This window comes from Sphingomonas sp. MS122 (assembly GCF_049532975.1).
GTDB lineage: Bacteria > Pseudomonadota > Alphaproteobacteria > Sphingomonadales > Sphingomonadaceae > Sphingomonas.
Genome location: NZ_CP186695.1, coordinates 2,410,785 through 2,430,612, shown reverse-complemented (window position 1 = coordinate 2,430,612; position 19,828 = coordinate 2,410,785). Strand labels below are relative to the sequence as shown.

Sequence of the window (19,828 nt, the reverse complement as noted above, 5' to 3'; positions counted from 1 at the left end):
CTATGTTAACTTTCCTGCCGCATTGCGGGCTCGCAACGTTCGCTTCGAATAACGAGCGGGGATCGCCTGATGCGTACTAGTGGCCGTGCTTTTGCCGCGGGAACAAGCCCCGGCGTTCCCGATTCTCCGGCCGGCCCCCGCGAGCGCCCGCCGCGGCACCGCCCGCCTCCTGGTAAAGATCACATTTCCCCTCTCCCATAGCCAGCAGCTCCGCACGGAGCGCCCCGGTCATCCGGAATTCCATCCCAGGAGAATCTCATGAAGGCGTCGTCGGGCAGCAACAGCGGCATTTCGCGTTCCACCGGCGGCAAGCGGAGGCTGCTCGCGGGCACCGGCGGCGCCGCGCTGGCGCTCGCGCTGGCCCTACCCTCGACGGCCTGGGCCGCGGATTATGTTGTGAACAGCGAGGCGGACTTGCAGGCGGCGCTCGCCGACGCGGCGATCCATGCCGATCCCAGCGCGCGCATCATCCTCGGCTCCAGCTTCCAGATATCCAACGCCAGTCTCACTCTGCCGACCGACAAAACGGTCACGATCGACACCCAGAGCTTCGTCCTGACCGGGCCTTACGGCGGCCCGGTCAACATCATCGGTCCCATGACCACGCTCAACCTGGCCGGAACGATCAGTGGCGTTTCCGATGGTGGCGGCTATGGTTCGGGCCTGGTCCTCAATGCAGGGTCGGGCACGGTCAACAGCACCGCGACGATCACGGGAGGCGCGGCCCAGGGCGCCGGTCAGAACCCGTCCTTCGGCCTCACCCTCAACGCGGCAACGACCTTCGTGAACAACGGCTCGATCCGCGGCGGCGACGTGATCTCGGCCGCGCTCAGCCCCACCGGAACCAGCGCGGGTGCGGGCGTCGCCATCATCAACGGCGCGACGCTGGTCAACAACAATCTGATCCAGGGCTCGAACAGCCAGGGCGACGGTGCCGGGGTCGGCGTTTATGCGCGGACGCTGGCCAGCAACTTGTCGATCGTCAACACCGGCACGATCCGCGGCGGGTCGGACGTGAACGGCCTCGTCACCGGCAATTTCGCGATCGGCGGCTTCGGCAGCAACATCGCCACCATCACCAACTCGGGTACGATCGAAGGCGGCAACGGCGCAGCGGCGATTTCCGACTACAACCAGCGCTGGACCGTCACGATCATCAACAGCGGCACCATCAGGGCCGGCCTTGGCCAGAGCAATGCGATCCGGCTCGACCGCAACGTCAACAACCTCCTGACGCTCGAATTGCGCGCGGGATCGAACATCGAGGGCAATGTGATCGCCCCGGCGGGGGCCACCTTCGCCCAGACGCTGGCGCTGGGCGGGGCCATCGATGCCGGATTCGACATGGCGCTGGTCGGACCGGCGGCGCAGTACCGGAATTTCACGCGCTTCGTGAAATCGGGCGCCAGCGCCTGGACGCTGACCGGCAGCGCCGCCGGGATGCCGACCAGCGTCTGGGAGCTCCAGCAGGGCACGCTCATATTCGGCAGGAACACAGCGGCCGGTCCGCTCTTCGGCAACCTGCTCGCCACCGGCAGCGGCGCGCTGATCTTCCAGCAAGACAGCGATGTGAGCGTAGGGAGCATCGCTGGCGCCGTATCAGTCACTCAGAGCGGATCGGGCATGACGACGCTGACGGCGGGTGCTGGCTATACCTATTCCGGGGGCCTCACGATCACCGGAGGCAAGCTTTCGGTGGATACGGTGGCCAAGCTCGGGGCCGGCGCGATCGCCATCAATGGCGGCGTGCTGCGGTGGACCGGTAGCACCGCAAGCATCGCAACGGCGATCGGCTGGGGCGCAAGCGGCGGCGGTTTCGAGGTCGCTGCCGGAAACCTGATTCTTTCGCAACCGCTGCTGGGCGGCGGCGCCCTGACCAAGTCAGGCGCAGCCCAGCTCACACTGGGGGGCGACAACACCTATGGCGGCGGCACGACGATCGCGGCCGGCACGCTGATCGTCGGCAATGGCGGCACCACCGGCTCCATCCTCGGCGACGTGCTCAACAACGGCAGGCTGATCTTCAACCGCTCGAACGCCTATACTTATGCGGGTTCGGTCACTGGTACGGGCGAACTGAATATAACGGGCACCGGCGTCATCACCCTGACCGGCTCCAGCAATTATGGCGGCGCAACCGCCGTCAACGGCCTGAACGGCGAGCTTCGCATCGTCGGAGGTGCCACCGTGGCATCTGGTGGTGTCACGAGTATCAACCGCGCCAGACTGAACATCGACGGTGCGAACTCGGTCTTCAGCGCCGCCTCCCTCACCGGGGTGGGCACGACCGGCGGCTCAGCCATCGTGAACGTCACGAACGGCGGCACGCTCCGGACCATGACGGGCGACCTGGCGATACGCGCCCTGCCTGCCCTCTCCGCGCAGCTTAACATCGCCGGCCCGGATTCGCTGGTCGATGTGGCAGGCGGAGTCCAGGGAGCCGTGGTCGGCAACAACGTATTCAGCGCGACCATCACCGCCGGCGGCACGCTGCGTACCGCAGGTGCCAGCCAGATCGGCATGGCGACCAGCTCCAATCCGCTCGCCGTCGCGGTCACCGGCGCCGGCTCGAACTGGACCAGCACCAACTCGTTGCTGATGACCGCCGGCAGCTTCACGCTGAATCAGGGCGGCTCGGCGAGCTTCGCCAACGCTACCTTCGGGTCGAGCTCGGCGGCGGCGGGGACGGCGAGGCTGACCGTCTCGGGTGTCGGCTCGCGCCTCACGACCATCACCAGCGATCTGGTGCTCGGCAGCGGGGCGGGCACGGGCGAGCTCACCCTCAGCAATGGCGGCGCGGTGGACGTGGCCGGATCGCTGGTGTTGGCCGATAGCGGCACCGCGACCGGCATCCTCAGCATCGGCGGTGCCGAGGGTCAGGCCGCGGCTGCGGCAGGCGCGTTCACCGCGCCGACGCTCAACTTCGGCAGCGCGACCTCGCGCCTCAACTTCAACCATACCGGCACCGATTATCTCTTCGCGTCGGCGATCTCCGGTGCGGGCGCGATCAATCAGGTCGCGGGCGACACCAGCCTCACCGGCAACAGCGCGGGCTTCACCGGCACCACCACCGTCTCGGGCGGTACGCTGCGTGTGAACGGCACGCTCGGCAGCGCCGCGAGCACCGTCACCGTGCAGAGCGGCGGCAGGCTGGGCGGTGCGGGCACGATCGGCGGCAATGTGAGCGTCGCGAACGGCGTGCTGGAGCCAGGCAACAGCCCGGGCACGCTCACGATCGCGGGCAATCTCTCGCTATCGGCGGCCTCGCTGCTCGATTTCGAATTCGGCCAGGCCAATGTGGTCGGCGGTCCGCTCAACGACCTGATCGACGTGGGCGGCGACCTGACGCTCGACGGCACGCTTAATGTCACCGTCCCGCCGGGCGGCAGCTTCGACGTCGGCGTGTACCGCGTGATCAACTATGGCGGCGCGCTGACCGACAACGGCCTGTCGCTCGGCACGATGCCGGCGGGCAGCATCGCGCAGCTCCAGACCTCGGTCGCGGGCCAGATCAATCTCGTCAATTTCGCGGGCGCCGACGTCAATTTCTGGGACGGCAATGGCGGCCGCGACGACGGCATCATCACTGGCGGCAACGGCGTGTGGCAGGCGGCCGCCGGCAATGACAACTGGACGCTGGCCGACGGCACGCTCAACAACCCCTATTCGGACGGCAATTTCGCGATCTTCTCGGGCGCGGCCGGCACGGTGACGGTGGATAACGGCCTTGGCGCAGTGAACGCGTCGGGCATGCAGTTCACACGCACCGGCTATGTCATCACCGGCGGCACCATCGGGCTCAGCGCGCCGCAATCGATCATCCGCGTCGGCGACGGCACCGCGGCGGGTGCGGGCTACACCGCGACGATCGCCAGCGCGCTTGGCGGCTCGGGGCAGCTGGTGAAGACCGATCTCGGCACGCTCGTCCTCACCGGCACCAACAGCTACACCGGCGGCACCGCGATCAACGGCGGCTCGCTATGGGTCTCGAGCGATGCCAATCTCGGCGGCGCCGCGGGCGGGCTGAGCTTCAACGGCGGCACGCTGCAGATAACGGCCGACATGACCTCCAACCGCGACGTGAACCTCGCGGGAGCCGGAATGATCGTGACGGCGCCGTCGGCCGACTGGACCCTTAACGGCGACATCACCGGTGCGGGCGCGCTGAACGTGTTCACGGTCAATACCGTGACGCTGAACGGCGACGCCGCGCATACCGGCGGTACCACGATCAACGGCACCGGCTCGCTGCTGATCGGCGATGGCGGAACCACCGGCACGATCGCGGGCGACATCGTCAACAATGCCAATCTCCGCTTCCAGCGCTCGGACGCCATCACCTATGCCGGCTCGATCAGCGGCACGGGTTCGGTCCAGCAAAGCGGCACCGGCGTTCTCGATCTCACCGGCAACAGCAGCTATAACGGCAGCACGCTGGTCACCCTCGGCGAGCTCCGCATCGCCAGCGGCAATAGCGTCACCTCGGTGACCCAGGCGACCGTGAGTCAGGGCGGAGCGCTCACCGTCGCCAACGCGGGTTCGGTCTTCACCACCGGGTTCGTCACCGCGCAGGGCGGAGGTGGCGCAACGAGCTCCATCAACATCATCGACGGTGGCGTGCTGCGCACCACGGCGGGCGGCATCGCCATCCGCTCCGGTCCCCCGGCACCGGTCGCTGCGGCCAACCTCAACGTCACTGGCGCCGGCTCGCTGGCCGATCTGGCCGGTGGGCTGACGGTCGCCAGCAACAACGCGGCATCGATCGCGAACGTCACCGTCGGCGCGGGCGGCGCGGTGCGCACGACCGCTGCGAGCATGGTCGGCTTTGGGACCGGCAACACCGTCGCCCCGACCGTCACCATCACCGGCGCCGGCTCGAACTGGACGAGCACGAGCAGGCTGGGGATGAGCAACGGCAGATTCTCGCTGCTCGACGGCGGCACGGCGGGCTTCACCTCGGCCCAGATCGGATCGGCGGCCTCGGTTCCGGCATCGCTGCTGATTTCAGGCCCGGACTCCGTCTTCACGACCAGCGGCGACCTGACCATCGGCCTCGGTACGGGCACCGGTGTCCTCACCTTGGCCGATGGCGGCCGCATCGCGGTCGGCGGTAACTTCATCCTGGCCGACAACGCAGCGGCGACCGGCGTCCTCAACATCGGCGGGGCGGAGGGCGCGGCGGCGGCCGCGGCGGGCCTGTTCGACCTGCCCACGCTCAACTTCGGCAGCGCGACCTCGCGCCTCAACTTCAACCACACCGGCGCCGATTATGGCTTCGCCTCGGCGATCTCGGGCATGGGCACGATCCTCCATTCGGCAGGTGTCACCCGCCTCACCGGCGACAGCTCGGCCTTTGGCGGGCAGACCGCGATCTCGGGCGGCACGCTACTGGTCAATGGCACGCTCGGCAACGCGGCGAGCGACGTCCAGGTGCTCGGCGGCGGCACGCTCGGCGGCAGCGGCACGATCGGCGGCAACGTCTTCGTCGGCGGTGGCGCCGTCCTGGCGCCGGGCAACAGCCCCGGCACACTGACCATCAACGGCGATCTCGGCTTCAGCCCCAACGCGGTGCTGAACTTCGAGCTCGGCCAGGCCAATGTCGTGGGCGGGGCGCTCAACGACCTGATCAATGTCGGCGGCAACCTGACGCTCGACGGCACGCTCAACGTAACCGAGCCGGCCGGCGGCAGCTTCGGCCTGGGGATCTACCGCCTGATCAACTATGGCGGCGTGCTGACCAACAACGGCCTGACAATCGGCTCGCTGCCGGCAGGCGCCACGGCCTTCGTCCAGACCGCGATCGCCGGTCAGGTCAACCTGATCAACACCGGCGGCGCGACGCTCAACTATTGGGACGGCGCGACCGGGCCCAAGTTCGACAACATCATCAACGGCGGCAGCGGCGTCTGGCAGAACAGCGCGGGTAACGACAACTGGACCGACGGCACCGGCGCGGTCAACGCGGCCTTCACCGACAATGCGATCGCGATCTTCGCGGGTAGCGCAGGCACGGTGACGGTCGACAACAGCCTTGGCCCAGTCAGCGTGACCGGTATGCAGTTCGCCACCAACGGCTATGTCATCACCGGCGGCGCGGTGACGCTCACCGGCCCGCAGGCGACGGTCCGCGTCGGCGACGGCACCGCAGGAAGCGCGACCTACACCGCAACCATCGCAAGCGAACTGGCCGGCACGAGCCAGCTGGTGAAGACCGATGCCGGTACGCTCGTCCTGACCGGCGCCAACAGCTATTCGGGCGGCACGCGGATCGATGCCGGCACGCTGCGGATCGGCAATGGCGGCGGGACTGGCAGCACCACCGGCGACATCGTCAACAATGCCGCACTGGTGGTGAACCGCACCGGCACGCTCACGCTCGATGGCGTGATCTCGGGTACGGGCGCGCTGACCAAGACGGGCAGCGGCATCCTCGTCCTCACTGGCACCAATAGCTATGCTGGCGGCACCACCGTCACCGGCGGCACGGTGCAGATCTCGAGCGACGCCAATCTCGGCGACGTCGCGGGCAGGCTCTCGCTCCAGGGCGCCACGCTCCAGGCCGCCGCCTCGTTCACCTCGGCGCGCGACATACTGGTCGGGAGCCCGACTCCGAACCGGATCGATACCCAAGGATTCGACGTCACGCTGACCGGCGCGATCGGCAACGGGGCCAACAATCAAGCCAACAACCTCCTCGACAAGATCGGCTCGGGAACGCTGACGCTGACCGGAGCCAACATCTATGCCAGCCGCACCATGATCAGCGGCGGCACGCTGGCGTTGGCCGGCGCGGGCACGGCCGGGGCCGGCAACATCATCGTCGGCGCGGGCACCGTCTTCGACATCTCGCAGACCAACACCGGCGCGCGGGTGATCCAGCTCAACAGCGGCCCGGCCGGGACTATCGCACTCGGCTCCAAGACCCTGACGCTGAGCCTCGAAAACACGTTCAGCGACTGGTCGGGCACGATCACCGACGGCGGCATCGCCGGCGGCACCGGCGGCCGCGTCGTGATCGGCGGGTTCGGCGGGGCGATCCGCTTCTTCGAAGCCAACAGCTATACCGGCGGCACCACCGTCTTGTCGGGCAGCTTCGAGCTGGTCGGCAACGGCTCGCTCTATTCGGGCGGCGCGGTTACCGTGGTTACCGGCGGCACCTTCAGCATCGCCGGCCTGGCCGGACCAGGCACCACCATCGGTGACCTCTCGGGCTCGGGCTCGGGCTCGACCCCGGGCGCGGTCGTGCTCGGCGGCAAGACGCTGACCTTCGGGACGGCCAACGACACGTTCTTTTCCGGCGCGATCCTCGGCAATGGCGGCACGCTGGTGAAGTCGGGCGCGGGTGTCTTCTCGCTCACCGGATCCGCCCTCCATACCGGCGGCACCACCATCAGCGCCGGCACGTTGCAGATCGGCATGGGCGGTACGACCGGCAGCATCGCGGGCGACGTGGTCGATAACGCCACATTCGCATTCAACCGCTCGAATACGCTCACCCTCGATGGCGTCATCTCGGGTACCGGCGCGGTCAGCCAGGTGGGGACCGGCACGACGGTCCTGACCGCGGCCAACAGCTATACGGGCACCACCACCGTCTCCGCCGGCACGCTGCGCATCAATGGGGACCAGTCGGCGGCGACGGGGTTCACCCAGGTGCTGAACGGCGGCACGCTGGGCGGCAACGGCATCATCGGCGGTGACGTGACCGTGGCGGCCGGCGGCACGCTCGCTCCCGGCAACAGCCCGGGGACGCTGACGATCAACGGCGATCTCGTGCTGCTGAACGACGCGCGGCTCGCCTTCGAGCTCGGCCAGGCCGGCACCGCCGGGGGCGCGCTCAACGACCTCATCCAGGTAAACGGCGACCTGACGCTCGACGGCACGATCGACGTGACCCAGAGCACGGGCGGCAGCTTCGGGCCGGGTCTCTACCGGATCATCAACTATGCGGGGACGCTGACCAATAACGGTCTGTCGGTCGGAACGATGCCGGCCGGCAGCGAGGCGTTCGTCCAGACCGTGGTTCCGGGCCAGGTCAATTTGGTCAACACCGCGGGCCTCACGCTGGGCTTCTGGGACGGCGCGGCTGGTGTCAAGAATGACGGCGCGATCCAGGGCGGCGTCGGCACCTGGCGCGTGGGCGGCGGCGAGAACAACTGGACCGACGCCTCCGGCGCAGTGAATGCCGATTATGCGCAAGACAGCTTCGCCATCTTCTCCGGGCTAGGTGGCACGGTCACCATCGACAACGGCAACGGCAATGTCCGGGCGGCCGGCATGCAGTTCGCCGTCGACGGCTACACGCTCACCGGCGGACCGCTGGAGCTGACCGGCGCCGATGCGTTCGTGCGGGTCGGCGACGGCAGCGCAGGCGACGCGGGCATCACCGCCACGATCGCATCCGCGCTCACCGGATCGGCGCGGCTGGTCAAGGATATGGGCGGCACGCTCATCCTCACCGGCGCCAACAGCTACGCCGGCGGCACTGCGATCAACGGCGGCACGCTCGACGTCTCGAGCGACGCCAATCTCGGCGACGCGGCCGGCGGGCTCAGCTTCAACGGCGGCACGCTGGACATCACCACCACCTTCACCTCCAGCCGGGCCGTCAATCTTGTCGGTACGGGCACGTTCCGCACCCAGGGGACAGGGTTCGTTCTGCGCGGAGCCGTTTCCGGGGCCGGCGCGCTCGTCAAGGAGGGCAACGGAACGGTCACGCTCACGGCGGACAACAGCTATACCGGCGGCACGACGATCAATGCGGGCGTGCTGAACCTCGGCGATGGCGGCACGACCGGCAGCATCCTCGGCAATATCGTCAACAACGGCAGGTTCGCGATCAACCGCTCGAACATGTACACGCTGACCGGCACCATCTCGGGCAGCGGCGAACTGTTCCAGATGGGTACCGGCACGACCATCCTCACCGCTGCGAACAGCTATACCGGTGCGACGCGGGTCTCGGCGGGCACGCTGCTGATCAATGGCGATCAGTCGGCGGCGACCGGGCTCACCTCGCTTGCCGCTGACGCCACGCTCGGCGGTACCGGCACCATCGGCGGCGATGTGCGGCTGGGCGCCGGCACGCTGGCGCCCGGAGCCGGCGGGGCGGGCACGCTCACGATCAACGGCGACCTCTCGATGGTGGCTAGTTCGCGCCTCGCCGTCGACTTCGGCGCAGCCAATTCGGTAGGCAGCCCGCTCAACGACCTGGTGAACGTCGGCGGCAACCTGACGCTCGACGGCACGATCGACATTGCCGTGACGCCGGGCGGGGCGTTCGACATCGGCCTCTATCGCATTGCCAACTATGCCGGCACGCTCACCAACAACGGCCTTGCTATCGGCACGATGCCGGCAGGCGCCGAGCTCGCCGTGCAGACCTCGATCCTGGGCCAGGTCAACCTGGTCAACACCGGCTCGGCGGTGCTCAACTTCTGGGACGGCAATACCGGGCCGAAGTTCAACGGCGTGGTCAATGGCGGCAGCGGCGTCTGGTGGGCGACCGGGACCGACAACTGGACCGACATGACCGGCGCGGTGAACGCCGCTTACGACAATGGCGCCTTCGCGGTTTTCGCGGGCGCGAGCGGTCTGGTAACGATCGACAACAGCCAGGGCGCGGTCACGGCCTCGGGGCTCCAGTTCGCCGCCAGCGGCGGTTATCGGATCCAGGGCGGTGCGCTGACGCTCACCGGCCCGCAATCGGTGATCCGCGTCGGCGACGGCACCAGCGCCGGGCTCGGCTACAGCGTGATCATCGCGTCCGAGATCACGGGCAACACCCAGCTGGTCAAGACCGACCTCGGCAGGCTCGAGCTGACCGGCGCCAACAGCTACACCGGCGGCACCGCTGTCAACGGCGGCACGCTGCGGATTTCGAGTGACGCCAATCTCGGCGCGGCTTCGGGCGGGCTGAGCTTCAACGGCGGCACGCTCAACACGACGGCGGACATCAGCTCGGCCCGGGCGGTCGATCTTGCCGGCCAGGGTGTCTTCTCCACCGACGCAGGCACGACGCTCACGCTCACCGGCAATCTCACGGGCACAGGCCTGATCGGCAAGCTCGGCGCCGGCACCCTGGTGCTCGCCGGCACCGGCAGCCGGACCGGGGGCATCGAGGTCGTGCAGGGCACGCTGCTCGTGAACGGCGACTATGCCGCGGCGACCGGGCTGGTGACCATGAACCAGATCACCACGCTCGGCGGCACCGGGACGATCGGCGGCAATGTGAACCTCAGCGGCACGCTGGCGCCGGGTGCGGGTGGGGCGGGCACGCTCACGATCAACGGCGATCTGATCACCAGCCCGACCGCAACGCTCGCCTGGGAGTTCGGCCAGGCAGGGGTCGCCGGCGGTGCGCTCAACGACCTCGTCAATGTCGGGGGCAACCTCATCCTCGACGGCACGATCAACGTGTCGGTGCCGGCGGGCGGCGCATTCGGCGCCGGCATCTACCGCGTGTTCAACTATGGCGGCACGCTCACTAACAACGGGCTGACGCTCGGCGCGATGCCGGCGGGCAGCAATGTCGGCGTTCAGACCGCGATCGCGGGCCAGGTCAACCTGGTCAACTTCGCAGGCCTCGCGCTCAACTTCTGGGACGGTGCGGCCGGCCCCAAGAACAACGGCGTGGTCAATGGCGGTACCGGCGTCTGGCAGAGCAGCAGCGGCAACGACAACTGGACCGAAGCCGCGGGTCTGGTGAACGCGGGCTATTCCGACGGCGCCTTCGCGGTGTTCGCCGGAACGGCGGGAGCCGTCGCGGTCGACAATAGCCTGGGCCAGGTCAGCGCGGGCGGCATGCAATTTGCCGTCAACGGCTACACGGTCACCGGCGGCGGGATCGCGCTGAGCGGCGGCCAGGCGACGATCCGCGTGGGCGACGGCAGCACTGCGGGCGCGGGCTACATCGCCACGATCAGCGCCGCGCTCTCGGGCACGAGCGAACTGGTCAAGACCGACGCCGGCACGCTCGTGCTCACCGGCGCCAACAGCTATACCGGCGGCACCCGGATCATGGGCGGCACCGTCCAGATCGCCAGCGACGCCAATCTCGGCGCGGCCGCTGGCGGCCTGACGTTCGATGGCGGCACGCTCGCGGCCACCGCGACGCTGACCAGCGCGCGCGAGGCCAACTTCGTCGGGGCAGGCACGCTCTCGACCGCGAATGGCACCACCTTCACGCTGAGCGGGGCGCTCGCCGGGACGGGCGCGTTCACCAAGACAGGCGGCGGCACGCTGCTGCTGACCGGCAACAATGGCGGCTATACCGGCGCGACGCGCATCACCGCGGGTACGCTGGCGGTGATGGGCGCGTTCGGCGGCGCGGTCGAGGTGCGCACGGGCAGCCGGCTCGAGGGCACCGGCGCGGTCGGTTCGGTGACCAATGCCGGCACCGTCGCGCCGGGCCGCGACGGCTTCGGCACGCTGACCGTCAACGGCAGCTATACCGGCGCGAACGGCATCCTCGCGATCGACGCGGAGCTGAACGGCGACGACTCCCGCGCCGACCGGCTGGTGGTCAACGGCTCGACCGCCGGCAGCACCGTGATCGAGGTCACCAACCGCGGCGGGCTCGGCGCGGCCACCGTCGACGGCATCAAGATCGTCGACGTGACCGGCGCGTCGAACGGCATGTTCACGCTCGGCAACAGCGACTATCTGTTCGAGGGCGCCCCTGCGCTGATCGCCGGCGCCTATGGCTATCGCCTGTACAAGAACGGCGTCACCAACCCCGCCGATGGCGACTGGTATCTCCGCTCGGCGCTGCTCGTGCCGAACAGCCCGGAGCCCGAGGTCCCGCTCTACCAGCCCGGCGTGCCGGTCTACGAGGCCTATGGCCAGACGCTGGCCGCACTCAACCAGCTCGGCACGATGCAGGAGCGCGTCGGCAACCGCCAATGGGCCGCCGGCAATGCTCGGTCCTTCGGCATCTGGGGCCGGACCGAAAGCAAGCGCGCGCGCCCCGAAACGGTGCGTTCGACCAGCCTCACCGACGCGAATGTCGACAGCTGGAAGATCGAGCTCGGCGCCGACCAGGTGCTCAGCGAGCGCGGCGACGGGGCGTCGCTCGTGCTCGGCGTGCTCGGCAGCTATGGCGAAGCCAATGCGAGCGTCGCCTCGCCCTATGGCAACGGCAGCATCAAGACCCGAGGCTACAACGCCGGCGCGACGCTCAGCTGGTACGGTCCCAAGGGCTTCTATGTCGACGGCCGCGCGCAGGTGAGCTGGTTCGACAGCAAGCTTACCTCGGCGGTGCTCGGCAAGCTCGCCGAGGACAATAGCGGCACGGGTCAGGCGTACAGCATCGAGGTCGGCAAACGCGCGCCGATCGGCGACAGCCTCTCCGTCACCCCGCAGATCCAGACGATCTACTCGACCGTCGGGTTCGATGGCTTCACCGATCCGAACGGCGCAGCGGTCTCGTCCGGGCTCGGTGACAGCCTCAAGACGCGCTGGGGCATCTCGCTCGACCGGCAGGATGCGCGCAGCCATGTCTATGGTGTGGTGAACCTGAGCTACGAGTGGCTCGACGGCACGATCACCGACGTATCCGGTACGCCGATCGCCCGCGAGAACCACCGGCTGTGGGGCGAGCTAGGGATTGGCGGCAGCCTGACGCTGGGCAGCCGGGTGACGCTGTACAGCGAGGTCTCGGCCGACACCGCGATCAACGACTTCGGCAAGAGCTACACGCTGAAGGGGGTCGCCGGCCTGCGTATGGCATTCTGACGACCAGGCGGATCAAGCCAAGCCGCGCATCGATCGATGGCGGCTTTGGCTTGGACGCTTGCGATCCGACCCAATAGCTAGGCGTCGAAGCGTTTCGCGCATCGATGCGAACCGGCGACTTGGGAGATGCATGTGACGACGATGAGTCCGGCCGACATGGCACGCGGCCTTGGCCAGGGGCTGCTGTCCTTCCCCGTCACGCATTTCGACGCCGACGGCCGGTTCGACGAAGGCCCCTATCGCGCACATTGCGCCTGGATGCTCGAGCACGACCTGGCCGGCCTGTTCGCCGCGGGCGGCACCGGCGAGTTCTTCTCACTGACCCCGAGCGAGGTGGTGCGCGTCGTCACCGCCGCGGTCGCCGAGACACAGGGCAAGCTGCCCGTCATCTCCGGCTGCGGTTACGGCACCGCGATCGCGACCGAGATCGCGCGCGGTGCCGAGGCGGCGGACGCCGACGGCTTGCTGCTCCTCCCCCCCTATCTCGTCGGGTCGAGCCAGGACGGCCTTGCCGCGCATGTCGAGGCGGTGTGTCGGTCCACCGGGCTCGGCGTGATCGTCTACAATCGCGACAATGCCGTGCTCAACGACGAAACGCTGGCGCGACTTTGCGAGCGCAACCCCAATCTCGTCGGCTTCAAGGACGGCGTCGGTGATATCGAGCTGATGACCCGCATCTTCGTGCGGATGGGCGACCGGCTGACCTATATCGGCGGGCTGCCGACTGCCGAGACCTTCGCCACCCCCTATCTCACGATGGGCGTCACCACCTATTCCTCGGCGATCTTCAATTTCATGCCGAAATGGGCGCTGGCCTTCTACGCCGCGGTGCGCAGCGGCGACCATGCGACGGTGCAGACGCAGCTGCGCGAGTTCGTGATGCCCTATCTCGACCTGCGCAACCGCGGGCGCGGCTATGCCGTGTCGATCGTCAAGGCCGGCATGCGCGTGGTCGGGCGCGACGCCGGCCCGGTGCGCGCCCCCCTCACCGACCTCACTCCGGCCGAGCATGACGAGCTGCGTGCGCTGGTCGAGCGCGCGTCCGGATCGGTCGCAAAGGCGGCGTGAGGGCGCGATGACCGCCGGCGTGACAGGGATCGCTGCCCCACGCTACACCGGCGCGATGTTCGAGCTCAGTCAGCTCCGCTGCTTCGTCGCCGCGGCCGAGGAACTCCATTTCGGCCGCGCCGCGCAGCGGCTGAACATGACCCAGTCGCCGCTCAGCCGGCAGATTCAGCTGCTCGAGCGTATCCTCGGCGTCACCCTGCTCGAGCGCACCAGCCGTCAGGTCAGCCTGACCCCGGCGGGCCATGTCTTCCTGATCGAGGCGCGGCGCATCGTCCGCCTCGCCGAAAGCGCCTCGCTATCCGCACGCCGCGTCGCCAAGGGCGATGCCGGCAAGGTCGCGGTCGGATTCACCGCGGTGTCGGGCTACAGTCTCGTCCCCCAAATCGTCGCGCAGGCGCGCGCGAGCCTGCCCAATATCGACCTCGAGCTGCGCGAGATGGTGAGCGGCGACCAGGTCGACGCGCTGCTCACCGGCCTGATCGACATCGGCTTTGTCCGCCCGCCGGTCGACCGGCACGAGTTCGACACCTTGTGCGTGCTGCGCGAGCCGCTGCTGGTCGCGCTCCCGCCCGGCGATCCGCGGCAGGGCGCCCCCGCGCTGTCGCTGGACGATTTCGATGGCGCGCCGCTGATCATGTACGCGCGACAGGGCGCGGGCTATTTCCACGACATGCTGGTGCGGCTCTTCGACGATGCCGGGGTGACCCCGAGCTATATCCAGCACGTGACGCAGATCCATTCGATGCTCGGCCTCGTCCATGCCGGCCTCGCCGCGGCGATCGTGCCGCAATCGGCCTCGGGGCTCCACTTGATGGATGTCCAGTTCCGCGCGCTGCGCACCGATCCCGAGACGCCGGTCGAGCTGCACATGGCGTGGCGCCGCGACAACGCCAATCCGGCGCTCGAGCCGATGCGCATGCTCTGCGCGCAGATGGCCGGCGCATGATCGGCCGCCGCGCGCTGCTCGGCGCGCCCCTGCTGATCTCGGCTGCGGCATGGGGCCAGCGCGGCGATCCCGTCGCGACCACTCGCCATGGCCGCATTCGGGGTGTCGCCGAGCGTGGTGTCCTGGTCTTTCGCGGCGTGCGCTACGGCGCCGATACGCGCTCGCGCCGCTTCGCACGCGCCCTCCAGCCCGCGCGCTGGTCCGGCATCGGCGACGCCACGCGCTACGGCCCCGCCGCGCCGCAGACCCGCGCCGGCGAGCCAACCAGCGAGGACTGCCTGTTCCTCAACATATGGACCCCGGCGCTGGACCGCGGGCGGCGCCCGGTCATGGTCTATTTTCACGGCGGTGCGCACGCTCATGGCTCCGGATCGGACCCGCTCTACGACGGCGTCAGCCTGGTCGACCGCGGCAACGTGGTAGTGGTGACGCTCAACCACCGGCTCGCGGGGCTCGGCTATGCCTATCTCGCCCAACTCGGCGGGCCGGCGGAGTCGGGCAATGTCGGCAATCTCGACATCGTCCTCGCGCTGCAATGGGTGCGCGACAATATCGCAGCGTTCGGCGGTGACCCGGACTGCGTGATGATCTTCGGCCAGTCGGGTGGCGGCGCCAAGGCGATCACGCTGATGGCGATGCCCGAGGCGCGCCCACTGTTCCACCGCGCGGCGACGATGAGTGGCCAGCACGTCACCGCCGCCGGTCCGCGCAATGCCACCCGCCGCGCCCGTGCGTGGATGGAGAAAGCGGGCGCGAGGACCGTCGCCGAGCTCAAGGCGCTCCCAATCGAACGCCTGGTCGAGGCGATGGCGATGACCGACCCGATCGAGGGCAAGGGCGAAGTGAGCTTCGTCTCGACGCTCGACCACCACGTCCTCCCGCGCCACCCGTTCGTCCCCGATGCCCCGCGCGAGGCCGCGCATATTCCATTGATCGTCGGCAACACGCATGACGAGACCGGCGTGTGGATCGCCGATTGGCTGAAGGCTGGCGACACGAGCTGGGATAACCTCGCCGAGCGCATCGGCAGCCAGATTACCAAGGACGTGGCGCCCGACTGGGTCGTCCGGCGTTATCGTGAGATCTATCCGCAAAAGTCCCCCGGCCAGATCCTTCTCGCCGCGACCACCGCGGGCCGCTCCTGGCCCGGCCACCTGATCCAGGCGGAGGCGCGCGCCAGGATCGCCGCGCCGACCTGGATGTACCAGCTCGATTTCCCCTCGCCCGAGGCCGGCGGGGTGCTCGGCGCCTTCCACACGCTCGATATCCCTTTGGTGTTCGACAACACCGCCGTGCCCGGCGCGCGCACCGGCGACGGCCCCGCCGCGCGCCGCCTCGCCGGGCGGATGGCCGACGCCTTCATCGCCTTCGCCCGCACCGGCGATCCCAATTGCGCGAGCGTGCCGGCGTGGCCGAAGTTCACGCTGGAGGAACGGCGCACGATGATCTTCGACATCGACACCCGCGTCATGTCAGACCCGCGCCGCGAGGAACGCCTGCTCTGGTCGGTCGCACCCTATATCAAGCCGGGCGGATGAGGCGGCAATAAGGGCTCCCCCTACCTTCATCCTGAACTTGTTCAGGATCCATTTCTCCGCAGACGACTGAGCCGCTGGGTGCGCGATGGGTGCTGAAACAAGTTCAGCATGCCGGACTCATAGGATGCCCTACCGGTCCCACGGAAACGCCAGTGTCGGCGCATTGGCATAGCGCCGCATCGCGATCTTCAGCCGCGCCCCGCAACCCGGTTCCAGCCGTAGCGTGAAGTCGCGTCCGCCGACTGCCGTCGCCTGCCCGTCGAGCGTCACCCGCTCGATCCGGTGCTCGGCATAGGCGCCGCCCTGTACCGTCACGCTGCGCGCCACCTTGCCCAGATTGACCAACGTCACCTCCGCCGAGGCATCGCCCAGCACATGCACCAACGCCGCGACATCTTCGGGCACCCCGGCCCGCCGTCGCTGGGGATCGAAATAGCGCAGCCGGCAATGCAGCACGACGCCGCCCTGGTTGGGCGAGGTCGGCGTCCAGGGCGGCCGCGCGATATGCATCCCGCCGGTCATCAGCTGGATCAAGCTCTTGACGCTCGCCGGGGTCTTGTCGAGCGGCCAGTCGGCAAGTCGCGTGTCGCGCGTCGTCCTGTCCTCGCGCATCCGCTTCTCGCGCTCGGCGACCCGGGCGAGGTCGGCCTGCATTGCCTCCATGGGATAATCGTCATTCTTGCCTAGCAGGAACGATACCCACGGATGCTCGCCTGCCAGCGCGAGGTCGTCCGCCCGCTGAGTCACGTACCAGATCTCGAACCCGTTCAGGCGATAGGGCCCGGGCTTCCATCCGTACCAGCCGTTCGCGCCATACATGGTCGGCGTCTCGACCTTGCCGTCGCGCTGGCGCCCGGCATCGTTGATCCGCGCATTCTGACGCCGCCACACCTCGATATAGGCGCTGTCGCCCGTCAGCAGCGTGCCATTGAGGAACGCGGTGATCGAGCGCGGCACGCGGTTGCGGTCCTCGCGCTTGCCCGTCTGGGGCACCACCGGGGAAAAGCCCCATCCATAGACCCCGCCCCACCAGTCGCGCGCGACCTTGCCGTCGAGCCCGACCTTGCTCGGCACGATGCCATTGTTGGCGTTGGCGCGCTCGACCCAGGCGTCGAGATAGTCGAGCGCCCAGCGCCGGTAGCGCTCGCCCCCGCCCAGCGCATAGGCGTTGAGCCCCAACGTCGTCGCCTGCAGGTTGAGCGGGTTGTCGCCGACCACGTCGGTATATTCGGCATAATGGTCGAGCGTCTGCTGATAGGTCGACTCGCCATGCTCCATGTGGAAGCGCTCGCCCGCCTCGAACGGGTCACCCGCCCAGTCGAGCGCGGTCGCATCGCGCATCATCGGCCCGCGGCTGCCGTTCATCACGCTGCGGATGATGCGGTGCGCGGGGTCGTAGTTGCGGACGGAGGGGTCGTGCCCGGTGTAGAAATCGGCGAAGCGCCGGGTGCGCGCGATCAGTGCCGGGTCGCGCGGCGCGGACAGGCCGAGCACGTTGAAGGTCGTCAATCCCTCGGCATTGTGCTGCCAGTCCATCTGCGCCGGGAAGTCGCGGTGATACATGCCCGCGCGCGCGATTGGCACTTCGACCGTGCGCATCGCGGCGTACTGACGCAAATGCCCCTCCCAGAAGCGCTGGGTCAGTATCAGGATACGGTCCGACGCGCCGAGCGCATGCAGGACCGCCCAGTCGTTGGTCGCCTCCGCCGCGTCGTCCGGCCCGTCGTTCGCGCCCCAGCGCTCGAACACCAGCAGCCGGTCGCGCTTGTCGACATATTTGGCGTAGAAAGCTTCGCACGCAGCCGCGTTGCGCGCGATCAGCTTGCGCTGGAGCAATGCCCATTCGGGTGCGGCCATTGGGGTTGTGACCCTGAGCTCAGCCTTCGCCGCCCGCACCGTTGCCGGTGCCAGTGCCGCTGCCGCCCCGCCGAGCAGCACGCCCCTACGATCCACCCTCATTCGCCGATCGTCATCCGGCGGATGGGCCCGGCAATCACCAGGAAGGCGAAGATCGTCAGCAGGCAGTGTCCGCCGACATAGACCAGTGCCCAGTCGAACGACCCGGTCGCGGCGACGATGAAGCCGACCACGATCGGCGTGACGATCCCCGCCATGTTTCCGAACATGTTGAACACCCCGCCCGACAGCCCCGCAAGCCGCTTCGGCGCGACATCGGCCATCACCGCCCAGCCGAGCGAGGCCACGCCCTTGCCGAAGAACGCCACCGACATCAGCGTCACCACCAGCCACTCCTGCTCGGCCCACACGCAGCCGATGATCGCCGTGGCGAGTAGCATGCCCACCGCCAGCGGTCCCTTGCGCGCCAGATCGAGCGACCCGGTACGCTTGAGGATCCAATCGGAGACATAGCCGCCCGCCAGCCCGCCAACAAAGCCGCACAAAGCCGGCGCCGCTGCGGCGAACCCGGCCTCCATGATGTTCAATCCCCGCTCCTTGACCAGGTAGATCGGGAACCAGGTAACGAAGAAATAGGTCAGCACGTTGATGCAATATTGCCCGAGGTAGATGCCCAGCATCATCCGGTTGGCGATCAGCTTGCCGACATTGCCCCAGTCGAACGCCGCCGCGCTGCCTGAGCCGCCATCCTCCATGTGCACGAGGCCGCCGCCCTGCTCGATGTGATCGAGCTCCGCCTGGTTGATCGAGGGATGTCGCGCCGGGCTGTGGATATAGCGCACGAACACCGCCGTCGCGACCAGCCCCAGCGCACCCATGACCCAGAAGATCGAGCGCCAGCCGAAACTGTGCGCCAGCCAGCCCATCAGCGGCGCGAACGCGACCAGCGAAAAATATTGCGCCGAGTTGAAGATCGCCGAGGCGGTGCCGCGCTCGGCCGAGGGAAACCACGACGCCACCAGCCGGGCATTGCCGGGGAAGGACGGCGCTTCGGCGAGGCCGACCAGGAAGCGCAACGCGAACAGCATCGCCATCGCGGGCAGGAAGGCGATCAGCCCGGCAAGTCCCTGCAGCGCGGTGAAGATCGACCACAAGGCGATCGCCGCGGCATAGACTCGCTTGGTCCCGAACTTGTCAAGCAGCAGCCCGCCCGGCACCTGCGCCAGCACATAGGCCCAGGCGAAGGCGGAGAGGATGAAGCCGGTCTGTACCGGGTTGAGCCCCAACTCGTGCGCCGCCGCGCTTCCGGCGATCGAGAAGGTTGCGCGATCGGCATAGTTGACGCTGGTGATGATGAAGATCAGCGCAATGATCGCGTGCCGCACATGGGTAGGCCGGGTGCGCTGGTCGGTCACGCGTCGCTCTCCTGCTGGTCACGCGTCACGTGCGCGCGGTCCTTGTTCGAGCACCGGTAACGGGGGTGTCGGGGGGCGTCCAAGGCAAAGAGCGGGACGATCAAGCCAGAAACTGGCTCGATCCAGATGCCCGGCGCGAGCGCATCGGCATGATCAGTGCATCTCGTGCATCGATTCATGTCCGATTGGCGTTGGCCTCGCCGCTGCCCTCGCGCCTAGCAGAAGATCGCAATCGGCTCGTCACGAAGCCGTCCACAGTCATCGAGAGG

General features: G+C 68.4%; 6 protein-coding genes. 4 read left to right on the top strand and 2 right to left on the bottom strand.

The window, feature by feature from the left end; translation table 11 throughout:
* The first annotated feature begins 258 nt into the window (after window positions 1-258).
* The 4 genes from ACO227_RS11630 (at window position 259) to ACO227_RS11615 (ending at window position 16,287) form a co-directional block, all read left to right on the top strand.
* On the top strand, window positions 259-12,735 hold the full coding sequence (locus ACO227_RS11630; RefSeq protein WP_423602006.1) for an autotransporter-associated beta strand repeat-containing protein: 12,477 nt from the start codon (window positions 259-261) through the stop codon (window positions 12,733-12,735).
* Between the two features lie 141 nt (window positions 12,736-12,876).
* Window positions 12,877-13,803, top strand: coding sequence for a 5-dehydro-4-deoxyglucarate dehydratase (kdgD, locus tag ACO227_RS11625; RefSeq protein ID WP_423607337.1), 927 nt, complete (start codon window positions 12,877-12,879; stop codon window positions 13,801-13,803).
* A 7-nt stretch (window positions 13,804-13,810) separates the two neighbouring features.
* Window positions 13,811-14,749 (top strand): LysR substrate-binding domain-containing protein, encoded by a 939-nt coding sequence (locus ACO227_RS11620; RefSeq protein ID WP_423602005.1) that lies wholly within the window; start codon window positions 13,811-13,813, stop codon window positions 14,747-14,749.
* Window positions 14,746-16,287: a carboxylesterase/lipase family protein gene (locus ACO227_RS11615; RefSeq protein WP_423602004.1), complete on the top strand. Its 1,542-nt coding sequence runs from the start codon at window positions 14,746-14,748 to the stop codon at window positions 16,285-16,287. Before ACO227_RS11620 ends, ACO227_RS11615 begins: the two co-directional genes overlap by 4 nt.
* Window positions 16,288-16,416: 129 nt before the next feature.
* Here the strand turns inward: ACO227_RS11615 and ACO227_RS11610 are convergent, their stop codons facing one another.
* Both ACO227_RS11610 and ACO227_RS11605 read right to left on the bottom strand, forming a co-directional pair.
* Entirely contained in the window at window positions 16,417-18,246 is a 1,830-nt protein-coding gene (locus ACO227_RS11610; RefSeq protein WP_423602003.1) for a hypothetical protein, read from the bottom strand.
* Window positions 18,243-19,559, bottom strand: coding sequence for an MFS transporter (locus ACO227_RS11605; RefSeq protein WP_423602002.1), 1,317 nt, complete (start codon window positions 19,557-19,559; stop codon window positions 18,243-18,245). Before ACO227_RS11605 ends, ACO227_RS11610 begins: the two co-directional genes overlap by 4 nt.
* Window positions 19,560-19,828: the final 269 nt, after the last annotated feature.

Bases quoted from the DNA above. Each gene is read 5' to 3' on its own strand.
- ACO227_RS11630 (WP_423602006.1), top strand. From the start codon at position 259: ATGAAGGCGTCGTCGGGCAGCAACAGCGGCATTTCGCGTTCCACCGGC.
- kdgD (WP_423607337.1), top strand. From the start codon at position 12,877: ATGAGTCCGGCCGACATGGCACGCGGCCTTGGCCAGGGGCTGCTGTCC.
- ACO227_RS11620 (WP_423602005.1), top strand. From the start codon at position 13,811: ATGACCGCCGGCGTGACAGGGATCGCTGCCCCACGCTACACCGGCGCG.
- ACO227_RS11615 (WP_423602004.1), top strand. From the start codon at position 14,746: ATGATCGGCCGCCGCGCGCTGCTCGGCGCGCCCCTGCTGATCTCGGCT.
- ACO227_RS11610 (WP_423602003.1), bottom strand. From the start codon at position 18,246: ATGAGGGTGGATCGTAGGGGCGTGCTGCTCGGCGGGGCGGCAGCGGCA.